12 protein-coding genes and 1 pseudogene are annotated in these 17,467 nt (G+C 53.2%); 10 read left to right on the top strand and 3 right to left on the bottom strand.

Features of this window, described 5'->3' with window-relative positions; all coding sequences use genetic code 11:
- Positions 1 to 973: 973 nt before the first annotated feature.
- Positions 974 to 1,672: an RloB family protein gene (locus GJE22_RS04245; protein ID WP_144688082.1), complete on the bottom strand. Its 699-nt coding sequence runs from the start codon at positions 1,670 to 1,672 to the stop codon at positions 974 to 976.
- Between the two features lie 4 nt (positions 1,673 to 1,676).
- A complete protein-coding gene (locus tag GJE22_RS04240; protein ID WP_144688083.1) occupies positions 1,677 to 3,080 on the bottom strand; it encodes an AAA family ATPase in 1,404 nt (467 codons plus the stop codon).
- Positions 3,081 to 3,419: 339 nt separating this feature from the next.
- On the opposite strand from GJE22_RS04240, the gene GJE22_RS04235 reads away from it, so the two are divergent.
- A complete protein-coding gene (locus tag GJE22_RS04235) occupies positions 3,420 to 4,805 on the top strand; it encodes a methylamine utilization protein MauJ (protein WP_144688084.1) in 1,386 nt (461 codons plus the stop codon).
- A 912-nt stretch (positions 4,806 to 5,717) separates the two neighbouring features.
- Here GJE22_RS04235 and GJE22_RS04230 read toward each other — a convergent pair.
- Positions 5,718 to 6,392, bottom strand: coding sequence for an acyltransferase family protein (locus GJE22_RS04230; protein ID WP_154324096.1), 675 nt, complete (start codon positions 6,390 to 6,392; stop codon positions 5,718 to 5,720).
- Between the two features lie 501 nt (positions 6,393 to 6,893).
- On the opposite strand from GJE22_RS04230, the gene GJE22_RS04225 reads away from it, so the two are divergent.
- The 9 genes and pseudogenes from GJE22_RS04225 to GJE22_RS10230 all read left to right on the top strand — a co-directional run bounded on the left by GJE22_RS04225 (position 6,894) and on the right by GJE22_RS10230 (position 17,390).
- Positions 6,894 to 7,832 carry a glycosyltransferase family 2 protein gene (locus GJE22_RS04225; protein ID WP_144688086.1) on the top strand — a complete coding sequence of 313 codons (939 nt, stop codon included), beginning with the start codon at positions 6,894 to 6,896 and terminating at the stop codon, positions 7,830 to 7,832.
- A gap of 10 nt (positions 7,833 to 7,842) precedes the next feature.
- Positions 7,843 to 8,436, top strand: a complete 594-nt coding sequence (locus GJE22_RS04220; RefSeq protein ID WP_144688087.1) for a DapH/DapD/GlmU-related protein — start codon at positions 7,843 to 7,845, stop codon at positions 8,434 to 8,436.
- Between the two features lie 153 nt (positions 8,437 to 8,589).
- Positions 8,590 to 9,813 (top strand): lipopolysaccharide biosynthesis protein, encoded by a 1,224-nt coding sequence (locus GJE22_RS04215; protein ID WP_218957887.1) that lies wholly within the window; start codon positions 8,590 to 8,592, stop codon positions 9,811 to 9,813.
- Between the two features lie 389 nt (positions 9,814 to 10,202).
- Entirely contained in the window at positions 10,203 to 11,180 is a 978-nt protein-coding gene (locus tag GJE22_RS04210) for an IS30 family transposase (protein ID WP_144688172.1), read from the top strand.
- Between the two features lie 25 nt (positions 11,181 to 11,205).
- Positions 11,206 to 11,919, top strand: coding sequence for a polysaccharide pyruvyl transferase family protein (locus tag GJE22_RS04205; protein WP_144688088.1), 714 nt, complete (start codon positions 11,206 to 11,208; stop codon positions 11,917 to 11,919).
- A gap of 136 nt (positions 11,920 to 12,055) precedes the next feature.
- A complete protein-coding gene (locus GJE22_RS10175; protein ID WP_144688089.1) occupies positions 12,056 to 12,790 on the top strand; it encodes a 4Fe-4S dicluster domain-containing protein in 735 nt (244 codons plus the stop codon).
- Between the two features lie 137 nt (positions 12,791 to 12,927).
- Complete coding sequence (locus GJE22_RS10170) at positions 12,928 to 13,251, top strand: hypothetical protein (RefSeq protein ID WP_407923527.1); 324 nt, start codon at positions 12,928 to 12,930, stop codon at positions 13,249 to 13,251.
- Positions 13,252 to 13,340: 89 nt separating this feature from the next.
- Positions 13,341 to 14,402: pseudogene (locus GJE22_RS10290) on the top strand (glycoside hydrolase family 25 protein); the annotation flags it as partial.
- A gap of 138 nt (positions 14,403 to 14,540) precedes the next feature.
- Entirely contained in the window at positions 14,541 to 17,390 is a 2,850-nt protein-coding gene (locus tag GJE22_RS10230; protein WP_328597178.1) for an NlpC/P60 family protein, read from the top strand.
- Positions 17,391 to 17,467 lie beyond the last annotated feature (77 nt).

Genomic DNA, 17,467 nt, shown 5'->3' with positions numbered 1-17,467 from the left:
TTTTCAACTGATAGAGCTAATCATTCAGGCGGCCGCCACGATTGCGACCGGTGCCGGGGTTGTAATTTCTCTGCATCAAGTACATCAAGAGCGAACACAACGTATAGAACGAGAGCTTCGATTGCAAGCCGATCGTGTTGCAGCGTGGTTTGAAGATGTTGGGTCACATACAGCTCCATCCACCTCACATTCAATCTATCGCTCGGTGGTAATCAGCAATAACAGCGAAGCTCCCATATACGATGTGATAATCAGTTGCGTGGGTATGTACGGTGCGGGTCCAGCAGCTAGAGGGGAGAATGCACCAGTAGATTATAAAAATAGAGTCTTGATTTCCCAAATAAATCCGGGCTCATGGAGTGTATGGCTGCCTACCGATGGAAGCGGAATGGGTGTAATTACAACTGTGGAAATTGCTTTTCGCGATGCCTGCGGTACGAGTTGGGTACGAAGGGGAAGCGGCTGTATCGAGGCGCTGAAGGGGCGAACGCTAGACTGCTACCATATAGGATTGCCCCCTCAATGGACGACGGCGCAGAGGGTGGAGGCGGTCTAGCATCTCTTTTTGCGCAAGGTGTGATATTGAGCGGCAGATTTTATGCGGGCATGTTTACAGGTCTAGATGAGCATCGTTAGGAATGTGGCTGAGGGTTTGACCCCATAGCTCTGTAGGGGAGAACATGCCACAGCATCGGGGTCACATAAAGCAGCCTCGTTACCCCAAAGCTGCTCTATCTTGCTCGAAAGGCTTCTATAGGCTCAATTAACATCTCGAGCCCCTCAAAAGAACGATGGGGCCGTTGGGGGTAAAGGCTGATCCGTCTTTGCAGAAAGACGCGCTGATTCATATTGGCATATTGGGCGTAATCAACGTGACTAGCTCACACATCTTGATGAAGGCGTCAGTGGGAACGTCCGTGTTGGGTGAACCTACAGCAGAGACCGCTACTTCGTCTGCCCCCAAGCCCCATCGTCACGCTTTTCCCGCTTCGATAACTCCTTGAATGGTTTTTCCTATATTACTTGTAAGCTTGCCCATAGCCGTCGAAGAATCCTGATTCAGATGATTCTCCTCTTCAATGGCGCGGCTAAAATGGTGTGCTAGCTCGGCAATGCCCTTATTTTTCTTTGTGTTCATGCCCAACACATCGTTGGCGAGCTTGCTGATGTATCTCCGGTGTGTTCCCTTGACATAATCGTTTGCGAGAATGTCCTTCTCATGCGGTTTGATATGCGTCTCATATGCATCGCTTGTGTGAAGCAGAAGGTATAATTCGAAGCTCGGGTTGGTCACAGCAACTTCGGCCACACCTGAGAATGCCTGCAGGTCCTTTTGAAATTGCTTATCATTTCCCTTGTAAATGTCAGTATCGAACACAACAACGATGCGATCGGTTTCCTTATCGAATCCAAATCCGTCGCTTCTAATGCGTTTAGCCTGTTCAAGCAAAGCACGGGGGTGAGACTTGTTCTGGTCGTCTTCCGTGCGCTCGATCGGTTTGAGCTCAATGCGTTCAGGGATGTTTTGCTTTGCCAGATGTATGGCGAGCTCTGTAAAATACCAGAGCTCGCTGTTGGCGCCTTCTGCGATGAAGAAGCATAGTGATTTGGGCTTGAGTTCGGGGCGGGCCGTCCGCTTATTCCAGGTATCTAATGCGATAAGAGGCGGCATGGCATCAAGCCTCCTCTTGGTTAAGGGCGGCAAAAGCGCGAACGGAAGACAGGCACGGCACGCCGCCGTAACGGCCCTCAAGGTATTGTTTATCGATGCACGAATCGGTCCTCACCTTTCCGACTTGAGTAAAATCGTCGAGAGCATAGAGGTGCGAAGTTCCATCTTCGTTTCGATCAACAAACCAAATCTCGTCTTTGCGCAGGTATTTGAACGACATGATTGCGCTTTCATGGGTCGTAAACACAAGTTGGCAGGTGTCGTTGGTGTGAGATTTGTTAAAGAGCCGGATGAGTTGCTGCGTTAGCATGGGGTGAAGGCTGCGGTCGATTTCATCGACAACAAAGATGGCATCGGTTTTCTTGGAAAAGAGTATGTCCATGAAGTCAAAAAGGCGCTGAGTACCGTCCGACTCGTCTCCAAAATCAAACAGCGATTGGGAGCCGCTGTGTTGAATTTCAAGGAGCGAGGCTTGGGGCTCAGAGCCATTTTCCGACTCGATTCCCACAAACTCCTTTCCCGTTCGGGCGGTAATGAGATAGCTGTTTTTAGGGCTATTTTGTGCGCCTTGCGCCATGAAGCTGCGGATGGTCATAAGCAGGCCGGGATCAAGGCGCTTGTTGAGTTCGTCAAGGCTGATGGGTTGTTTGTCCAGCGCCGATACGCCGGTATCGAAAGAGGCGAGAACCTCTGCTACTTGATCAAGCGTTGCGCTGTCTCGATAAAATTCAGAGGTAGGGGAGGGCTGTCCCGCAACAATGATGAGAAGGTTCTCAGTGAACCAGCTACACGCTCGGGCAAAGCTTTCCAATAGAGAGCCTGGCTCAAAAGGCTTGCCGCGTCCAATGGTGCTGAGCAGCAGAAGCGAGGGATTCTGTCTTGCCTGACTGGCAAAATCAGAAGCATAGATGTTGAGGCGCATCCCCTCTCGATCGCTTTCATCGGTGTTGGAAGCATTTTCAAAGGAGGCGGAACCATCCGAAGAACGTTCGAAGAGCAAGCGTGGTGCATCGCCTAAATCATAGAGCCATTCAGACTGGATGCTCAGCTTGCTCAGTATGCAGCTAAAGCCGTAGTCAAATACTTGTCCGTCTTTTTCAAACTGAAGCTCAAAGACAGACTCCTGGTCCGCGAGCCCCGCGCCCGCACGGCAGTATTCCTGAGCAGCCTCTTGGGGGATGGAGCCGGCTGTGATGGCGGACTGCATAAGCGAAAGGATGCGAATGATGTTGCTTTTTCCGGCAGCGTTTCCGCCGTAGATCGCGGCGTTTCTCAGGGCATATGCGTTGTCGTGAAGAGGACGCATGTGGTCCCTGTGCATCTTGATTTTTGTTGATGCAACCATGTCGAGTTCGATGGGCTCGACTCCGATGGAGCGGAAATTATTGCAAGAAAGTTTAATAAGCATGCAGCCTCCTTGCTCTTGGGCATATCTGATAGTTTATCTCATTGAATCGATAAAATCGATTCAATGAGATATTGTGATTACGGTGGAGGCTTACGGGGTTAGTAGGTCGAAGTAAAATGAGGTTGGCTGGACCAAACACAATCAATCGTAGAGGGGTGCGCAGACATATAAGGAGTTGTGCCGCATTCGCGTTATGCTAACGGAGGTTTAGCGCAAAGTGAACAGTATCGTTCGGTGTTTCCATGCCACTCAATCAGATGGCGATGGCTTAGGATAGAAGCCGTCTGTCTCCTATCTGTGATATGCGAGGCGTTGAGCGAAGTCTGAGTAAGGGGTGTCGTGAGCGTGGATAATTGCGAGGACGCGAAATCAATCGATGCTTTGCATGGCAGAGCAAGGAGTTTCGTCTTGTCATATTTTGGAATTAAGGATGACCTCCCTGGGGAGGATGGATTGTTTTCTTGCAAGATCCATCTTGACTCTCGCCGGATAAGGAATTCTTCATATGGCAGTTTAGAATCGGCCGAGGTTTTAATATCTAGCGATGAACTTGATAAAGAATTGCTTGCTGCAGAAAAAGCGCAATATTCTTCGAGCGGCATGGAACTGTTTTCAGAGAAAAAACACTATGAGTGCTACGCCGATATCGAATCTCCTAGGCCTGCGAGAAGGGCTTGTAGATATATGGAACGAAAGGCGCTTGACGATGGAGAAGTGACATATTCGATTGGTATTAGCAGCCTTACATACTGTCTTTTCTGCATATTGAAGTATCTGAGAGGCAGCGATGAGCGGCCGCATCCTCATTCACCAAGTCGCTATGTGTTTCAAATGCATAGAATGCGCTATCGTTTTGATTGTCCAAGATTCGACAGCGACATTTTTTCTGCTTGCAATGGAGACTGGAGGGTATTATTGCCCTACCTCGTCGGCCTTCGCAGCATTGGAATCGATTTCTCTCGTAGAAGTAATATATCTACAGCCCGTGATCGGGCAACTGCTTTTGAGTTCAAATATATGTACTGCAATGATGAAGCGATTAGGAGGGTGACTGACGCCGACGAGTTTCTATACCGCCGCGTTTTGAGGACTGGTGTCACACATCGACGAACGCTAGATTCCCCGCCACGTAAAAAATACGATAAAGAAGCAGTTGATTACTATCGTCTTGCGCTTTCATCCGAAGACCCCTACGTTCGTTTTCTCTCCTTCTATCATGTGCTCGAACGTTTTTTCAATTTGGCATATAAGCGTGGCGTGACACAGAAGCTGCGCGACAAACTTGCTGCAGTTGATTTTTCGTTCGATGAAGACTGCCTGTTTGAAATAGTTAAAATGATTGAAAAGGAGGCGGGAGGCAAGCAGCAAGCTGGCTATGGCAATGAAAAGAATGAGCTCGTTTTTCTCCTGCAAGAATACCTTGATATTTCTGAGTTGTTATCCGGTCTTGCGAGCGATGAATTTGACTGGAAAGATTATTACAGGTCCGTTCACGTTGTGTTTGAGCCCAGCGCTCCTCTAATAGATTGGGACAGCGCTGATGTAATAAAGCTGATCGCCAACAGAATATACAAAGTCAGGAACGCGATTATTCATAGCAAGCAAGGAGGGGGAGGTATTTATAGGCCGTTTTTGCACGAGTCAGATTTGTCAAAAGAAATTCCGCTCATTCGTTGTCTGGCCGAGCGTATCATCGACGGGACAGGAGTATTAATTGCCACTTAGCTTGGGAAGATTGGTTATTCTACACACATTCAAATTAAGTAGCCAGGCGATGATGATAAATGCTCTATGTTTCCGTTAGCTTAGCGCGATAAACCCTATGCGGTTTCCTTTGTTTGCTAGGTTTCTTAAAGTGATCAGGCTTAGGATTTCAGCGCTCGACGGTGAGTCCCGCATCGGCCGACGACGACATGGTCGCGCAATAATATCTCGTGTGGTGCATTTGAGTTTTCAGCTCAATCCTCTCGGTAGATCTGCCGTAGGTAGCGCAGGGTGCGTCTAATCGAAACCCTGTTGAATCGCGAGCGTAACGAGCGCACCCTATCCTACGGAGCGTTGACCGTGTCGAGTCCGTTCGTGCCGGTTCGATTATTTTGGTAGCGCGGCGCGCAGTCACCGAGGCCATCCATTGCGATTGCCTCATGCGCTTTGAGCAAGGGTATGCTGCGCACACAGGCTCCATGCGCAGTGATACTGAGTTCCCCGGATATCGCGACATGAGATTGCTCTCAGTTCTCGGATAGCGATTCATTGTGGCTTACCTCGTCGACTTGAGCTGACACCTTGTCGCCGTGTTGCATGGCTGGAACAGCGAGCGTCGAACCTTGAAGGCGCGGGCACGTCGACGACTGAAGCCGAGATTGACGCGCTCGTGTCATCGGTGACAAACGTCTTCGTTTTTTTGCACCATCACAGAGTGCATCTGCGATTCCTCCGTGGTAGGTTGTGTCTGGCTGGCCTCTCCATCTTGGAGGAGCGTTGCTTTGTTTCAAGGGTTCGCATAGCCATGCTGGCATAATTGTATTTGTGCTGGAATAAGTACTTTGCTCGAAGGCACCAGTTGAACCCGTCTTAAGCACTTTGCTTTCTTTAGTCGGCATATCTTTCTATATCGAGCTTGGGGAAACGCACCTGCTAGCGTACTAGTTGAATTCGCCGCAGCACCCGCTTCGCCACACCGTCATACCCCACCTGCACCAGCTTGAGCAGCGTCGCATCAACCAGAGACGCCACGGCAAGTGACAGCGCGTACGACCCCACAACAACGCCAACCCACACAAGCAGTCGAATAGGAGCAATGAGGCCACCAATGCCGCCGGCGAGCAGCGTATCGTATGCAAATGGCGCGACGATTGCGATTGCCGTGTATTGAAGCAGGTAGATGGAGTACGAGCGCCGTCCGGTCCATGCAAAGGCGCGCTGTGCGCCTACATTCGTAATGCGAATGCGGTCAAACAAAAACAGCACGGCGATAGTCGTGAAGAGCCATGGGAAGTTCGGGTCGAATCGGTCGACGCCAAAGTAGGTGCAGGCAACATCGATTACCCAGGCACACAACCCAATGACGATAAGCTTCTTGCGCGTGGCGCCCGACGTACTTGGCGCGAACCGCCGAAAGAAATAGCCGAGGCAAAAATACGCGAAGTACCCCGATCCGGGAATCATGACCGTGGGGACAAAACGCTGGAGGATGCCAACGACAAGGACGAGCGTCTCGTGTCCGGAGCTCCGAAGGGCCCATGTAAGAACATAGGAGATGAGGCCCCATGCGGTGAGGGCGAACGCGACCGTTGCGACTTTTGACCTCACGGATTGTCGGGTCGATAGACCTCTGCAGCTTGTCCGATGGGAAGCGACTGGTGTAATTCGAACCCGGCTGTTGCGTCTAGAAGGGTGCCAGTCACCTATTCTGCGGGCGAAGGGGATTGTGTGCGCGGAGACGCCTGCTCGTGTCTGCGGTTAGCGACAAGCCCACTATCCCCTGCAAACCGTGCCGTCGCCGGATGGGCGAGCCATATTCGAAATTGGCAGCATATGGTCGAGAAAGCATCCGAGAGGTCATAGTGTCGGTGCGGCAAAGTAGCGTGCTGTAGCAAGAGTTTTTCGTCGTGGTGGGAATCCGGCGCTTTTCGCCCTCACTTCGCATCGCGAGGCAGAATGATCCAGACCCCCTGAACAATTGCCAGGTCGATTCCTGGCAGACAAAATCTCCGATTTGCCTACGCACAACCTCAACACTCTGCTTTGATAAAATCCTATATCATTTTACTTGCCTATCTGTAGAACGCTGTATCACGGAGCTGGTTAACTTTGGATATTTCCGTTGTCATAACGACCTACAATCAGTCGTTCGAAACCATTCGACACAGTATAGTGTCTGCCTTGCTTCAGCGCGATGTGGTGTTTGAGCTCATAATTGCTGACGATAACTCCCGCTGTGATTATTCAGATGAATATCAACGATTGTTTCGAGAACACGGCTTTTCAGACTATACGTTGATTCGAAATAAGACCAATCTAAAGACAGTGCGCAACTTAGCAAATGCCTTGGGGCAGGCTCGCGCACCGTATGTGAAGACCATAGATGCTGGCGATATTCTCCACGATGCCCATACGCTGCGTGACATCCTTGCTTTCTGCCGGGATAAAGATACTAGCGTGGGCTTTGGCGATATAGTCAGGTTTCGACAAATTGAAAACGGGTCATATGTCCAGTCGGATTACCGGGCACCCCAGCATCCTGAGCTTCTTGTCTTTCCGGCAGCATCTGATGACACAGCTGCTGCAAAGGCTCTAAAGGCTCAGATGGAATCTGCCGACTGGATTCCAGCACCCGCTCAATTCTATAAGACAGACATCTATCGGAGTTTACTAATTGAGTTGAGTGAAGATTACGGCGTGGATTACTGCCAAGACTTTACTACAGTCCTAGCATTGGGAAGATATCCGATCTTCCATTATGAAAAACCTATTTACTGGTATGAGTGGGGGACCGGTATTTCTACAAGCGGCAGCGCCGATTCTAGAAAACGTCTTTATTCTGATCATATGCATTTGTATCAAGAGATGGCTAGACGTCGGCCTTTTGGGACCAACCTATCTCGTGCTCTTTTAGGATTCAAGGTACGGGATATGGTTGCGAGGTCGCCTTTTTATAAACCTGCCTTGAAGCTGCTCAACAGGTACGATGCCCCAGAGCTCCCTCTTTGCGACGACTTCTTTTTGCAATGTGTTGCCCATGAAAGGTAGGGGGCCAGCCATGTATGTTTTTGATAACTATTACTCTTTCAGCGAATTAGTGAAGACGGCGTACTCTTTAGTCGTAACGAGGGTGTTTTACCGCAATGCATCGTTGCTGCGGAGGCCGATATATATTCGTGGTCTGCCCCGCATTACGTGGGGCAAGGGATTTCGTACGGGTTATCGCTGCAGGCTTGAGACCTTTGGAGAAAAAGGCGATACGATGCCTAAGCTGATTATCGGCGAGAATTGTCACATAGGCGACAGCGTTCACATCGCTGCCGCAGAGCAAGTGCGTATCGGCAATAATTGTCTCTTTGCTTCTCATATCTTTATATCCGATTGCAGCCATGGGGATACGGTTGCAGAGAGTCCCTCGACGCATCCTGAAAAAAGGAGGCTGGTTACAAGTCCAACTGAAATTGGTAACAACGTCTGGCTCGGAGAAAACGTTTGTGTCCTTATGGGCTCGCGCGTGGGGAATGGGAGTATCGTAGGGGCAAACGCGGTTGTAACGAAGCGTTTTCCGGATTACTGCATTTTGGCTGGAAGTCCGGCAAGGATTATCAAACAGTACAATTTTGAAACGCTTCGTTGGGAGAAATGCAGTTAGCGTACTGAGTGTTCAGGCTTTACGGCATATCGTCGGTCGAGCCTAGTGTGTTGTTTTTGACCTGAGGTGTTTGTTTATCTCTTTACTGTCGAGCTTGATACGATTGCTATCGTTGTTGTTATCAGGGAGACGTACATATTAAGGGTTGAAGTTGTGGTCAAAAGACTATCTCTGCAGCAAAACATGATTCTAAACACATGCGGGTCGATGATTCGGCTTGTATGTAACTGGTTGCTTACGGTCGCTGTGGTGCGCCTTTCGCATGGCTTTGATGCTGCGGGGGTTCTCTCGCTCTCCATGTCGGTTTGCAACATGGTGATCCCGTTCGCTGAGTATCGACTTCGTACCATTCATGTGACGGACGTATCTGGTGAGCGCAGTGTGGGTGAGTACCTCGGATTGCGCATAATCACGATGCTTTCTTCATTTGTGGGCGGTGTTGTTTATTCGGCCTTAACATGTACGATGACCGCGCTGCCCGTAATCAGCATGTACCTTGTTTCGCAACTGGTTGCTACGTATTTAGAGGGTCTTCATGCGGTTGACCAGCGAGCCATGCGCATGGACTATATTGGCATCTCGTATGCTCTTCAAGGAGTATTTGGGCTTGTAGCGTTTTGCGTTGCGCTGTTGCTGACAAACTCTCTGCTGCTTGCAGCGTCTGGGCTGTTGGCCGTTAATGTCGCCGTTGGGTTGTTTTGGGATATTCCAAAAACGCGGCAGTTTTGTTCCCTGCGCCCTGTCATTAAGCTGCGTGTGGCTGCCAATACGCTCGTTCGATTGTTTCCTATCGTGATGGCTACGGTTTGCGCAAGCGCCGTTATTACTGTTCCGCGCCAATATCTTGCGGTGTCGCTCGGCGCTTCTGCGTTGGGAATATATTCCTCTGTTGCCTCTCCAGCTACTGTGGTACAGGTTGGGGCTCAATTTATATATACACCCCTGTTAGGTACGTTTGCAGAGAAATACAACAAGGACAAGAGGTCTGCCAAGCGCCTCATTGAGAGGGTCGTCGTTGGCATTGTTTTCGTTGGCGTGGCCTGCATTGCTTTGTTTGCCGTATTTGGCCGTTTCGCGCTCGAGCTAATTTTTGGGGCCGATATGGCGGATTATTCGCTCCTCTTAATCCCTGCCGTTCTCTGCACGTTTGTTACGGGCTTCTCGTTTTTTGCCAACGACTTGCTTATTGCGATTCGCGACTATGCGGCTAGTCTGGCTGGCAATATCGCTGCCACGGCAGTATCTCTTCTTTTATCTGTGCCGATGGTCAGTGTTTTTGGAATGAATGGAGTGAGCTATTGCGGAATTGCTGCTTATGGCACAGGAGCCATCCTCATGCTCGTTTTGCTCTATCGCGATTATAGGAGAAAGGCATAGAAAGGACGCAAATACGCGGTTGGGAAACCAAAAATGACTCGGGGGTTAATGTATGGGTGCATCTGTTGGTATCGTTACCATGGTCGGCAATTTTAACTTTGGCAATAGGCTGCAGAACTATGCTGTGTCAAAAATATATGGTGCAATTGGGTGTCATCAAGAGACTTTGGTGTACGACAGGGTCGATTTTCCTGCTGCGTTGCGAAACACTGCGGCAAACCTTTTGCTTCCACGCGAGGCTACCCATCCTGAAGAGCGCATGAGCGCAGAGCGAAAGGCTTCCTTTCAATCTTAGTTTTTCATTTCAAGTGCAACGGCCCCGAACTGGGACGGCCCACGGCGCCCTGATACGATGGTGCTTGCGACGACAACATCATCAGGAGGCGACCGTGGGCCGGTACAAGCATCTTACCATCGGGGAGCGCGAGGACATCATGTGCATGCGCCGCGAGGGGCGCCGCGTCGGCGAGATAGCGCGCGAGATCGGCAGGGACAAGTCGACGGTGTCGAGGGAGCTGCGGCGCAACTCGTGCGAGCGCTTCTACCGGGCCTCGACCGCGCAGCGCCGCTACGAGGCGCGCAGGGAGCGGTGCCGCAGGCCCCGGCTGCTCGACGACCCCGAGAGGCTCGAGCTCGTCAGGTCGCGCGTCCTCGAGGGGCGATGGTCGCCCGAGCAGCTCGAGGGCAGGATCCTCCTCGAGCGCCCCGACCTCGCCGTCAGCGACACCACGATCTACCGCGAGGTCGCCGCGGGCAGGCTCGACCGCTGCATAGGGGGCCGCAGGGCGTCCGCCAGGCTCAGGCGCCGCAGCAGGCGCCGCAGGAGCCGGGACGGCTCCGAGAGGCGGGGCAGGATCAAGATATCGCACGAGGTCTCGGAGCGCCCTCCCGAGGCCGACGGGCGCTCGCGAGTGGGCGACTGGGAGGGCGACACCGTCGCGGGGCGCGCGGGCGGCGCGTGCCTCGTCACCATGGTCGACCGCGCCACGGGCTTCCTGGCCGGCGGGAAGGCGGCGTCGAAGCGGAAGGGCCCGGTCAGGGAGGCGATGGTGGCCGCGATGCGCGGCAGGCCCTGCGAGACCGTCACGCTCGACCGGGGCAAGGAGTTCGCCGAGCACGCGCTGTTCACCGAGGCCGTCGGCGCGGAGTGCTACTTCTGCCTGCCCCACCACCCCTGGCAGCGCGGGACCAACGAGAACACCAACGGCCTGCTGCGCCAGTACTTCCCGAAGGGCGGCGACCTCGGCGCCGTGCCGGAGGCGGAGGTCCAGATGGTGTACGATGAGCTGAACCGCAGACCGCGCGAGCGCCTCGGATGGAGGACGCCCTACGAGGCGTACCACTCGGTGGCGTTGCACTTGCTTTGAAAAACTAAGATCGTTTTCTGCCCTCATTCCAACGCGTTCAGTCGACGTGCCGCTTGATCAGTTACGCAAGAAATTTGATTATTTTTCTGTAGGGAGTGACCAGGTCTGGAATCCAAATTACGTCGACTGTTATCGCTGGATGTTTTTACAATTTGCTGAGCGGGACCAGCGCGTTGCTTTGTCCCCGAGCATCGGGATGAGCTCCCTTTCTTCACCCTATGCTAGGCGTCAAATATCTCGGGGTTTGCGTGGATTCGACAGACTTTCTGTTCGTGAGAGAGATGGAGCAGAGCTCATTAAGCAACTTACGGGCCAGGATGCTACCGTTCTTGTTGATCCAACGCTTGTGGTCACAGCAAATTCATGGAGGTCGGTCGCTTGTGGAAGAATGGTCCCGGATCGGCCTTATGTATTCACCTACTTGCTAGGCGATAGATCGGTAGAGCAGGATGCCTACATTTCGGCAGTTTTGGACGAGCTTGATGCCGTTCAGATTTCGTTGAGTGATAAGGCGCGCGACGGCGAAGTTGATGCGGGGCCCGCAGAGTTTATCGCGCTGATTGATGGTGCGGCGCGTGTTATTACAGATTCGTATCATGCTTCGGTGTTTTCGATATTGATGGGCACTCCAGTTACGATTTTTCGTCGAGGGGGGGTATTCAAATCTGTTTTCCAGACTCGCAACGCTTACGCAGACGTTTGGACTGCAGAACGCAGTTTTCGGCGACGAGTGTTTTGACGGACAGGCGACGGTTAGCATGCAAGCGATAGATTCGGTTCTAGCTAAAGAGAGGCGCCGATTCGCTGAGCATATTCGCCAGAGCATGCCGGGTGTTGACGTTGAGGTATTAGCTAACGGAATTTAGGAAGTGCGCATGAAGCCCACAGCTAGAATTGCAGAGCTTGGCGAGAAATGCTTTGGATGCGGTGCATGTGCTGCATCCTGTCCATCCTCCTGCATTGAGATGCAGGAGGATGAAAAGGGATTCATCCATCCTGTGATTGATGCAGAGCGGTGTTTGCACTGCCATTTGTGCGACCGCACTTGTCCCGCCATTAACCTGAGAAAGCAGGACGAAGTTGTTTCGTGCTGCGGGGCTGTTGCACAAGATAGGAAGGAGCTTGCTCGGTCTTCTTCTGGCGGAGTTTTCGGTATGCTCGCTCGGAATGTTCTTGAGCAGGGTGGCGTTGTAGTCGGTGCTGCTTTCGATAATGATTTAACGGTTCGGCACATTTTAATTGATTCTATTGGCGATTTGCCCCGTCTGCAGTCTTCCAAATACGTGCAGAGCTCCATTGATAGCTGGATTTATGTTGCGATACGGCAGGCGCTTGACGAGCATAGACGCGTATTATTTTCCGGCACCGCATGCCAAATTGCCGGTTTGCGTGGCTTTCTAGGCATACTTGCTGATGTTCCAGAACTCCTTTTGGCTGAAGTCGTTTGTCACGGAGTACCATCGCCTAAGCTGTGGAGACTATGGAAAGCCTATCAGGAGGATACGTGCCATGAAAAGCTTGTCGATGTCCGCTTCCGCGATAAATCGACAGGTTGGTCGTCATATTCAGTGTATATGTATATGGCAACGGCAGAACGAAAAGACGCCTAGCAGCTAATGATTGGTACATGAAGTCTTTTTTGTGCAACGATTCGCTGCGCCCATCCTGTTTTTCCTGCAAGGCAAAATGTTGCTGCGGAAGCGATATAACGCTTTGCGATTTTTGGGGTATTTGGAGCCTGAAGCCCATGGCAAAGTGGAGCGACGGAACCTCTGCTGTCGTGGTGCATACAGAACGTGGGTCCAAGGCAATCAAAGAGGTAGGCAGTAGTCTGTCTTGCTTTGTGGTTGCTTACAACGATATCAAGCGGGGGAACCCGTCATTGGAATTTTCAGCGAATGCTGGGGAGAATAGGGATGAGTTCATGTCATTACTTGCTTCCAGTGAGGCCGATATAGAGGAACTGCTGGTCCGCTTTCCTTATCGTCGCTCAATTGTTCAGCGTGCGACAAGCGTGGCGGGCGTTATTCGATCAAAAATAAATCATGCTACTGGATTAAACTCATTTTAGCCATTGTCCTTTGGGGCTAAACTCGCTCGTTGTACAATACGATGCAGGCGCGAATGTCGCTGCGTCAATTAAGGGCGTTGGAGGTTTAGATGCTGCGATCCAAGAGGATTGTTGCCGCTTTTCTAGCTGGCTTGCTGTGTTGGCTGTCGATAATGCAGCCGATTGCGATATATGCAAGCACCTTGGGCCAGGAAGATGTTTCGGTTGCCGGCTCGCCAGATTCTGCTGGCGAGCCGGCTGATGGGTCTGAGAGCCCATTGGGTGACAACGGCAACTCTGCACCCAATGACCAGGGTTCAAGCGATGCGGATGACTCCACAGACGATTCTGCGAGCGCAGACGGTTCGTCGGCGAGCGTAGATGCAGGTGTGCAGAACCTGCCTTCCAACGATGCTTCTGATAATGCTGCGGACGCGGAAGAGTCCGCCAATGAGGAGACAAGCCAAAGCACCGGGCTGTCCGCCGATGAATCAATGGCGAATTCATGGCGCTTTGAAAACGGTACTGTCCGCACTGACGTCAACCCTGGTGTCTCGCTATATTCGATGAGTACTCCTCCGTCTGGGGCAAGCGCCCAAGGCGTTGACGTAAGTACGTGGAATGGAACCATTGATTGGGCGAAGGTAAAAGCTGCCGGTATTGATTTTGCTGTCTTGCGCGTGGGATATGGCGATTCTGCACTTGACAAGCAGTTTGTAAACAACGTTAGAGGCTGCAAAGCAAATGGAGTCCCATTCGGAGTTTACGTTTACAGCTACGCGTGGGATGCTGCAAGTTCGAAACTTGAAGGCCAGGGGACGGTTACGCGCCTTCAGCAGGCTGGCGTGAGCCCAAGCGACTTGTCACTCCCTGTTTACTACGATCTTGAAAACGAGAATCCGAGCACTCATCGTCCCGCTGGTGTTGACGATAACAACAATTATCGTGAAATCCAGGGTGGGGCGCAGACATTTGCGGATATGGCGAGCTCCTTCGCTTCCGTTCTTGAGTCAAATGGATACACCGTTGGCGTGTACGCAAACTTAAACTGGTGGCGCAACTACCTGACAAGCTCAACGTTCAATAAGTGGGACCGTTGGGTGGCCCAGTATAACTCTACCTGTACATATACGGGAAGCTACTCAATGTGGCAGTATACGAGTACGGGAAGCGTTTCTGGTATATCGGGGAACGTAGATCTTAACTGGTGGTATGGGGTGCCGGATTGCAGCTCTGTTACGCTTTCGGCACAGGCAAACGGTAATGCTCTTTCATTGTCAACATCTGGCTTTACGACTGCGCCTAAAAATGTGGCCTTTGCTGTTACCTCGTCGACAGGAACTACGAAATGGTATCAGGCTTATCAACGGTCTGACGGGTCGTGGACGGCTAACCCTAGTGTAGTCAAAGACTTCAGCTCATATGGGACATACACGGTTTCTGTTTGGGCAACATTTGGCTTTACTACGATTTCAGTTACTTCGACCTCCGCCTCCCTCTCCGCCGGCGACGTCGAGGCGTCCGCGGCGGTCTCCGGCGAGTCCCTCGAGCTCTCCGTCTCCGGCTGGAGCGCCGAGCCCTCCAACGCCTCCTTCGAGGTCGTCGCCCCCTCCGGCGCCTCCCGCTGGTATCAGGCCGAGAGGCAGGAAGACGGCTCCTGGACGGCCGAGGTGCCCGCGTTCTCCGACATGGGGGAGGTAGGCTCCTACAGCGCTAGGGCCTGGGCGACGCTCGGCGGCTTCACGTCGGTCACGGCGACCGCCTCGGCTGAGTTCTCGGCCGGCGACATCTCGGCGTCCGCTTCGATCGAGGACGGCTCGATCGCCCTCTCCGCCTCGGGCTGGGCGCTCCAGGCGAAGAACGTCTCCTTCGAGGTCAGGTCCCCCTCCGGCGCCTCCCGCTGGTACCAGGCGTACCGCCAGTCCGACGGGTCCTGGGCGGCCGCAGCCGACGCCGGCGCGGACTTCGGCGAATGGGGGGAGTACACCGCGACCGTGTTCGCTACTTACGGGCGCTCGACGGCGTCCTACGGGTCTGCGCGCGTGACGGCGGAAGAGGCGGAGCCCTCAGTCGAGGCCTCCGCCTCCGGGGCCTCCTTCGAGCTCGCTGCCTCGGGGTGGACGCTGAGCCCGAAGAACGTGGCCTTCGAGGTCGTCGCCCCCTCCGGCTCCTCCCGCTGGTACCAGGCGTACCGCCAGTCCGACGGCTCCTGGACGGCAAGTATTTCGGCCTTGAAGGACTTTGGAGCTTGGGGTGAGTATAGCGTTAAGGTTTGGGCCACCTACGGATCATCTACGCGCGTTATGGCAAACGGCTCCGCCTCCCTCTCCGCCGGCGACGTCGAGGCGTCCGCGGCGGTCTCCGGCGAGTCCCTCGAGCTCTCCGTCTCCGGCTGGAGCGCCGAGCCCTCCAACGCCTCCTTCGAGGTCGTCGCCCCCTCCGGCGCCTCCCGCTGGTATCAGGCCGAGAGGCAGGAAGACGGCTCCTGGACGGCCGAGGTGCCCGCGTTCTCCGACATGGGGGAGGTAGGCTCCTACAGCGCTAGGGCCTGGGCGACGCTCGGCGGCTTCACGTCGGTCACGGCGACCGCCTCGGCTGAGTTCTCGGCCGGCGACATCTCGGCGTCCGCTTCGATCGAGGACGGCTCGATCGCCCTCTCCGCCTCGGGCTGGGCGCTCCAGGCGAAGAACGTCTCCTTCGAGGTCAGGTCCCCCTCCGGCGCCTCCCGCTGGTACCAGGCGTACCGCCAGTCCGACGGGTCCTGGGCGGCCGCAGCCGACGCCGGCGCGGACTTCGGCGAATGGGGGGAGTACACCGCGACCGTGTTCGCTACTTACGGGCGCTCGACGGCGTCCTACGGGTCTGCGCGCGTGACGGCGGAAGAGGCGGAGCCCTCAGTCGAGGCCTCCGCCTCCGGGGCCTCCTTCGAGCTCGCTGCCTCGGGGTGGACGCTGAGCCCGAAGAACGTGGCCTTCGAGGTCGTCGCCCCCTCCGGCTCCTCCCGCTGGTACCAGGCCGAGAGGCAGGCAGACGGCTCCTGGGCGGCGAACGTCCGGGCCGGCGCTGACTTTGGCGAGTGGGGTACCTATAATGTGAGAACGTGGGCGACTTATGCGGGGTCCACCAAGTTGTATGCTTCCGCGTCGACCGCATTAGACCGCGTGTCGATCCGTTATTCGGTTCGAAAAGGTGGAGGCGGCTGGGTTGCCGCTTCTGATGGCGCACAGGCATCCACGTGGAACGGCTCTATCGTCTGCGGTGCTAATGCGTTGAGCGTATCGATTGTGGATTCTCCTGTGGCTGGCTCGGTTCAGTTTCAAGGATATGCTGCCGGAAATGGTTGGACCGACCAAAAAGTCGACGGTGGTGATGCAGGCCCATTTTCTGAGTCTGCTATCTTCTCGGGAATCAAGGTGAGCTTTACTGGTGATTTACAGAATTACGCTGATATCTGGTACCGGGTCTATGTAAATGATTTTGGATGGCTGGGCTGGGCTAAAAATGGAGCTCTTGCTGGAACAACCAACTTGAGTCTCCAGGTTCAGTCCGTTGAAATGATTGCTTTGCCAAAGGGGAGTAAGGCCCCTGGTTCGACAATTAATGCCAGCTTGACGACATATCCTTACATCGGCTTCCAAAATCCTGCTGGGTATTATCAGGTATCTAACAAGTCGGTTGCCATTCCACATCAGGGCGAGGGAATCTTTGGCTATAGAAGCGAGTCGACGATTTCTTATAAGGCCACAAAGCAGGAGTGCATCAACGCCATGATCACTCGTTCTATGGATTATCTTGGTACGCCGTATCGATGGGACTACTCGTGCGCACCTGGTGTTGGTGTTGACTGCGCGGGACTGGTCATGCAAGCACTGTACGCAACTGGCATGGATCTCTCTCCAATGAATCCATGGGATCATTATTATCTTGGTCTCTCCGGTGGTTGGCATAGTGCATATGCTAACTACATGTGGAATAACGGCAAGTTCCAGAAGCTGAGCTTCTCCCAACGTCAAAGGGGCGATATTGTGAGCTGGCCTGGACATGTTGCAATTTACTTAGGAAATGACCAGATAATTGAAGCTGCAAATGGAGATGTGCATATTACAAACGTGTATAGGAATGGGACTCCAAGAGGAGTTTTGCGTCCGTTCATCGGTTAGATTACATTTAGATGGTCGAGCTGTAGGTAGATAGTTCATACATCTAATTGTTAAAGGTTAAGCGGGAGGTTCTTCAT

The organism is Enorma shizhengliae (genome assembly GCF_009676995.1).
GTDB classification, from domain to species: Bacteria; Actinomycetota; Coriobacteriia; order Coriobacteriales; family Coriobacteriaceae; genus Enorma; species Enorma massiliensis.
The sequence above is the reverse complement of the archived record's forward strand: the minus strand, read 5'-3'. Positions and strand labels throughout refer to the sequence as shown.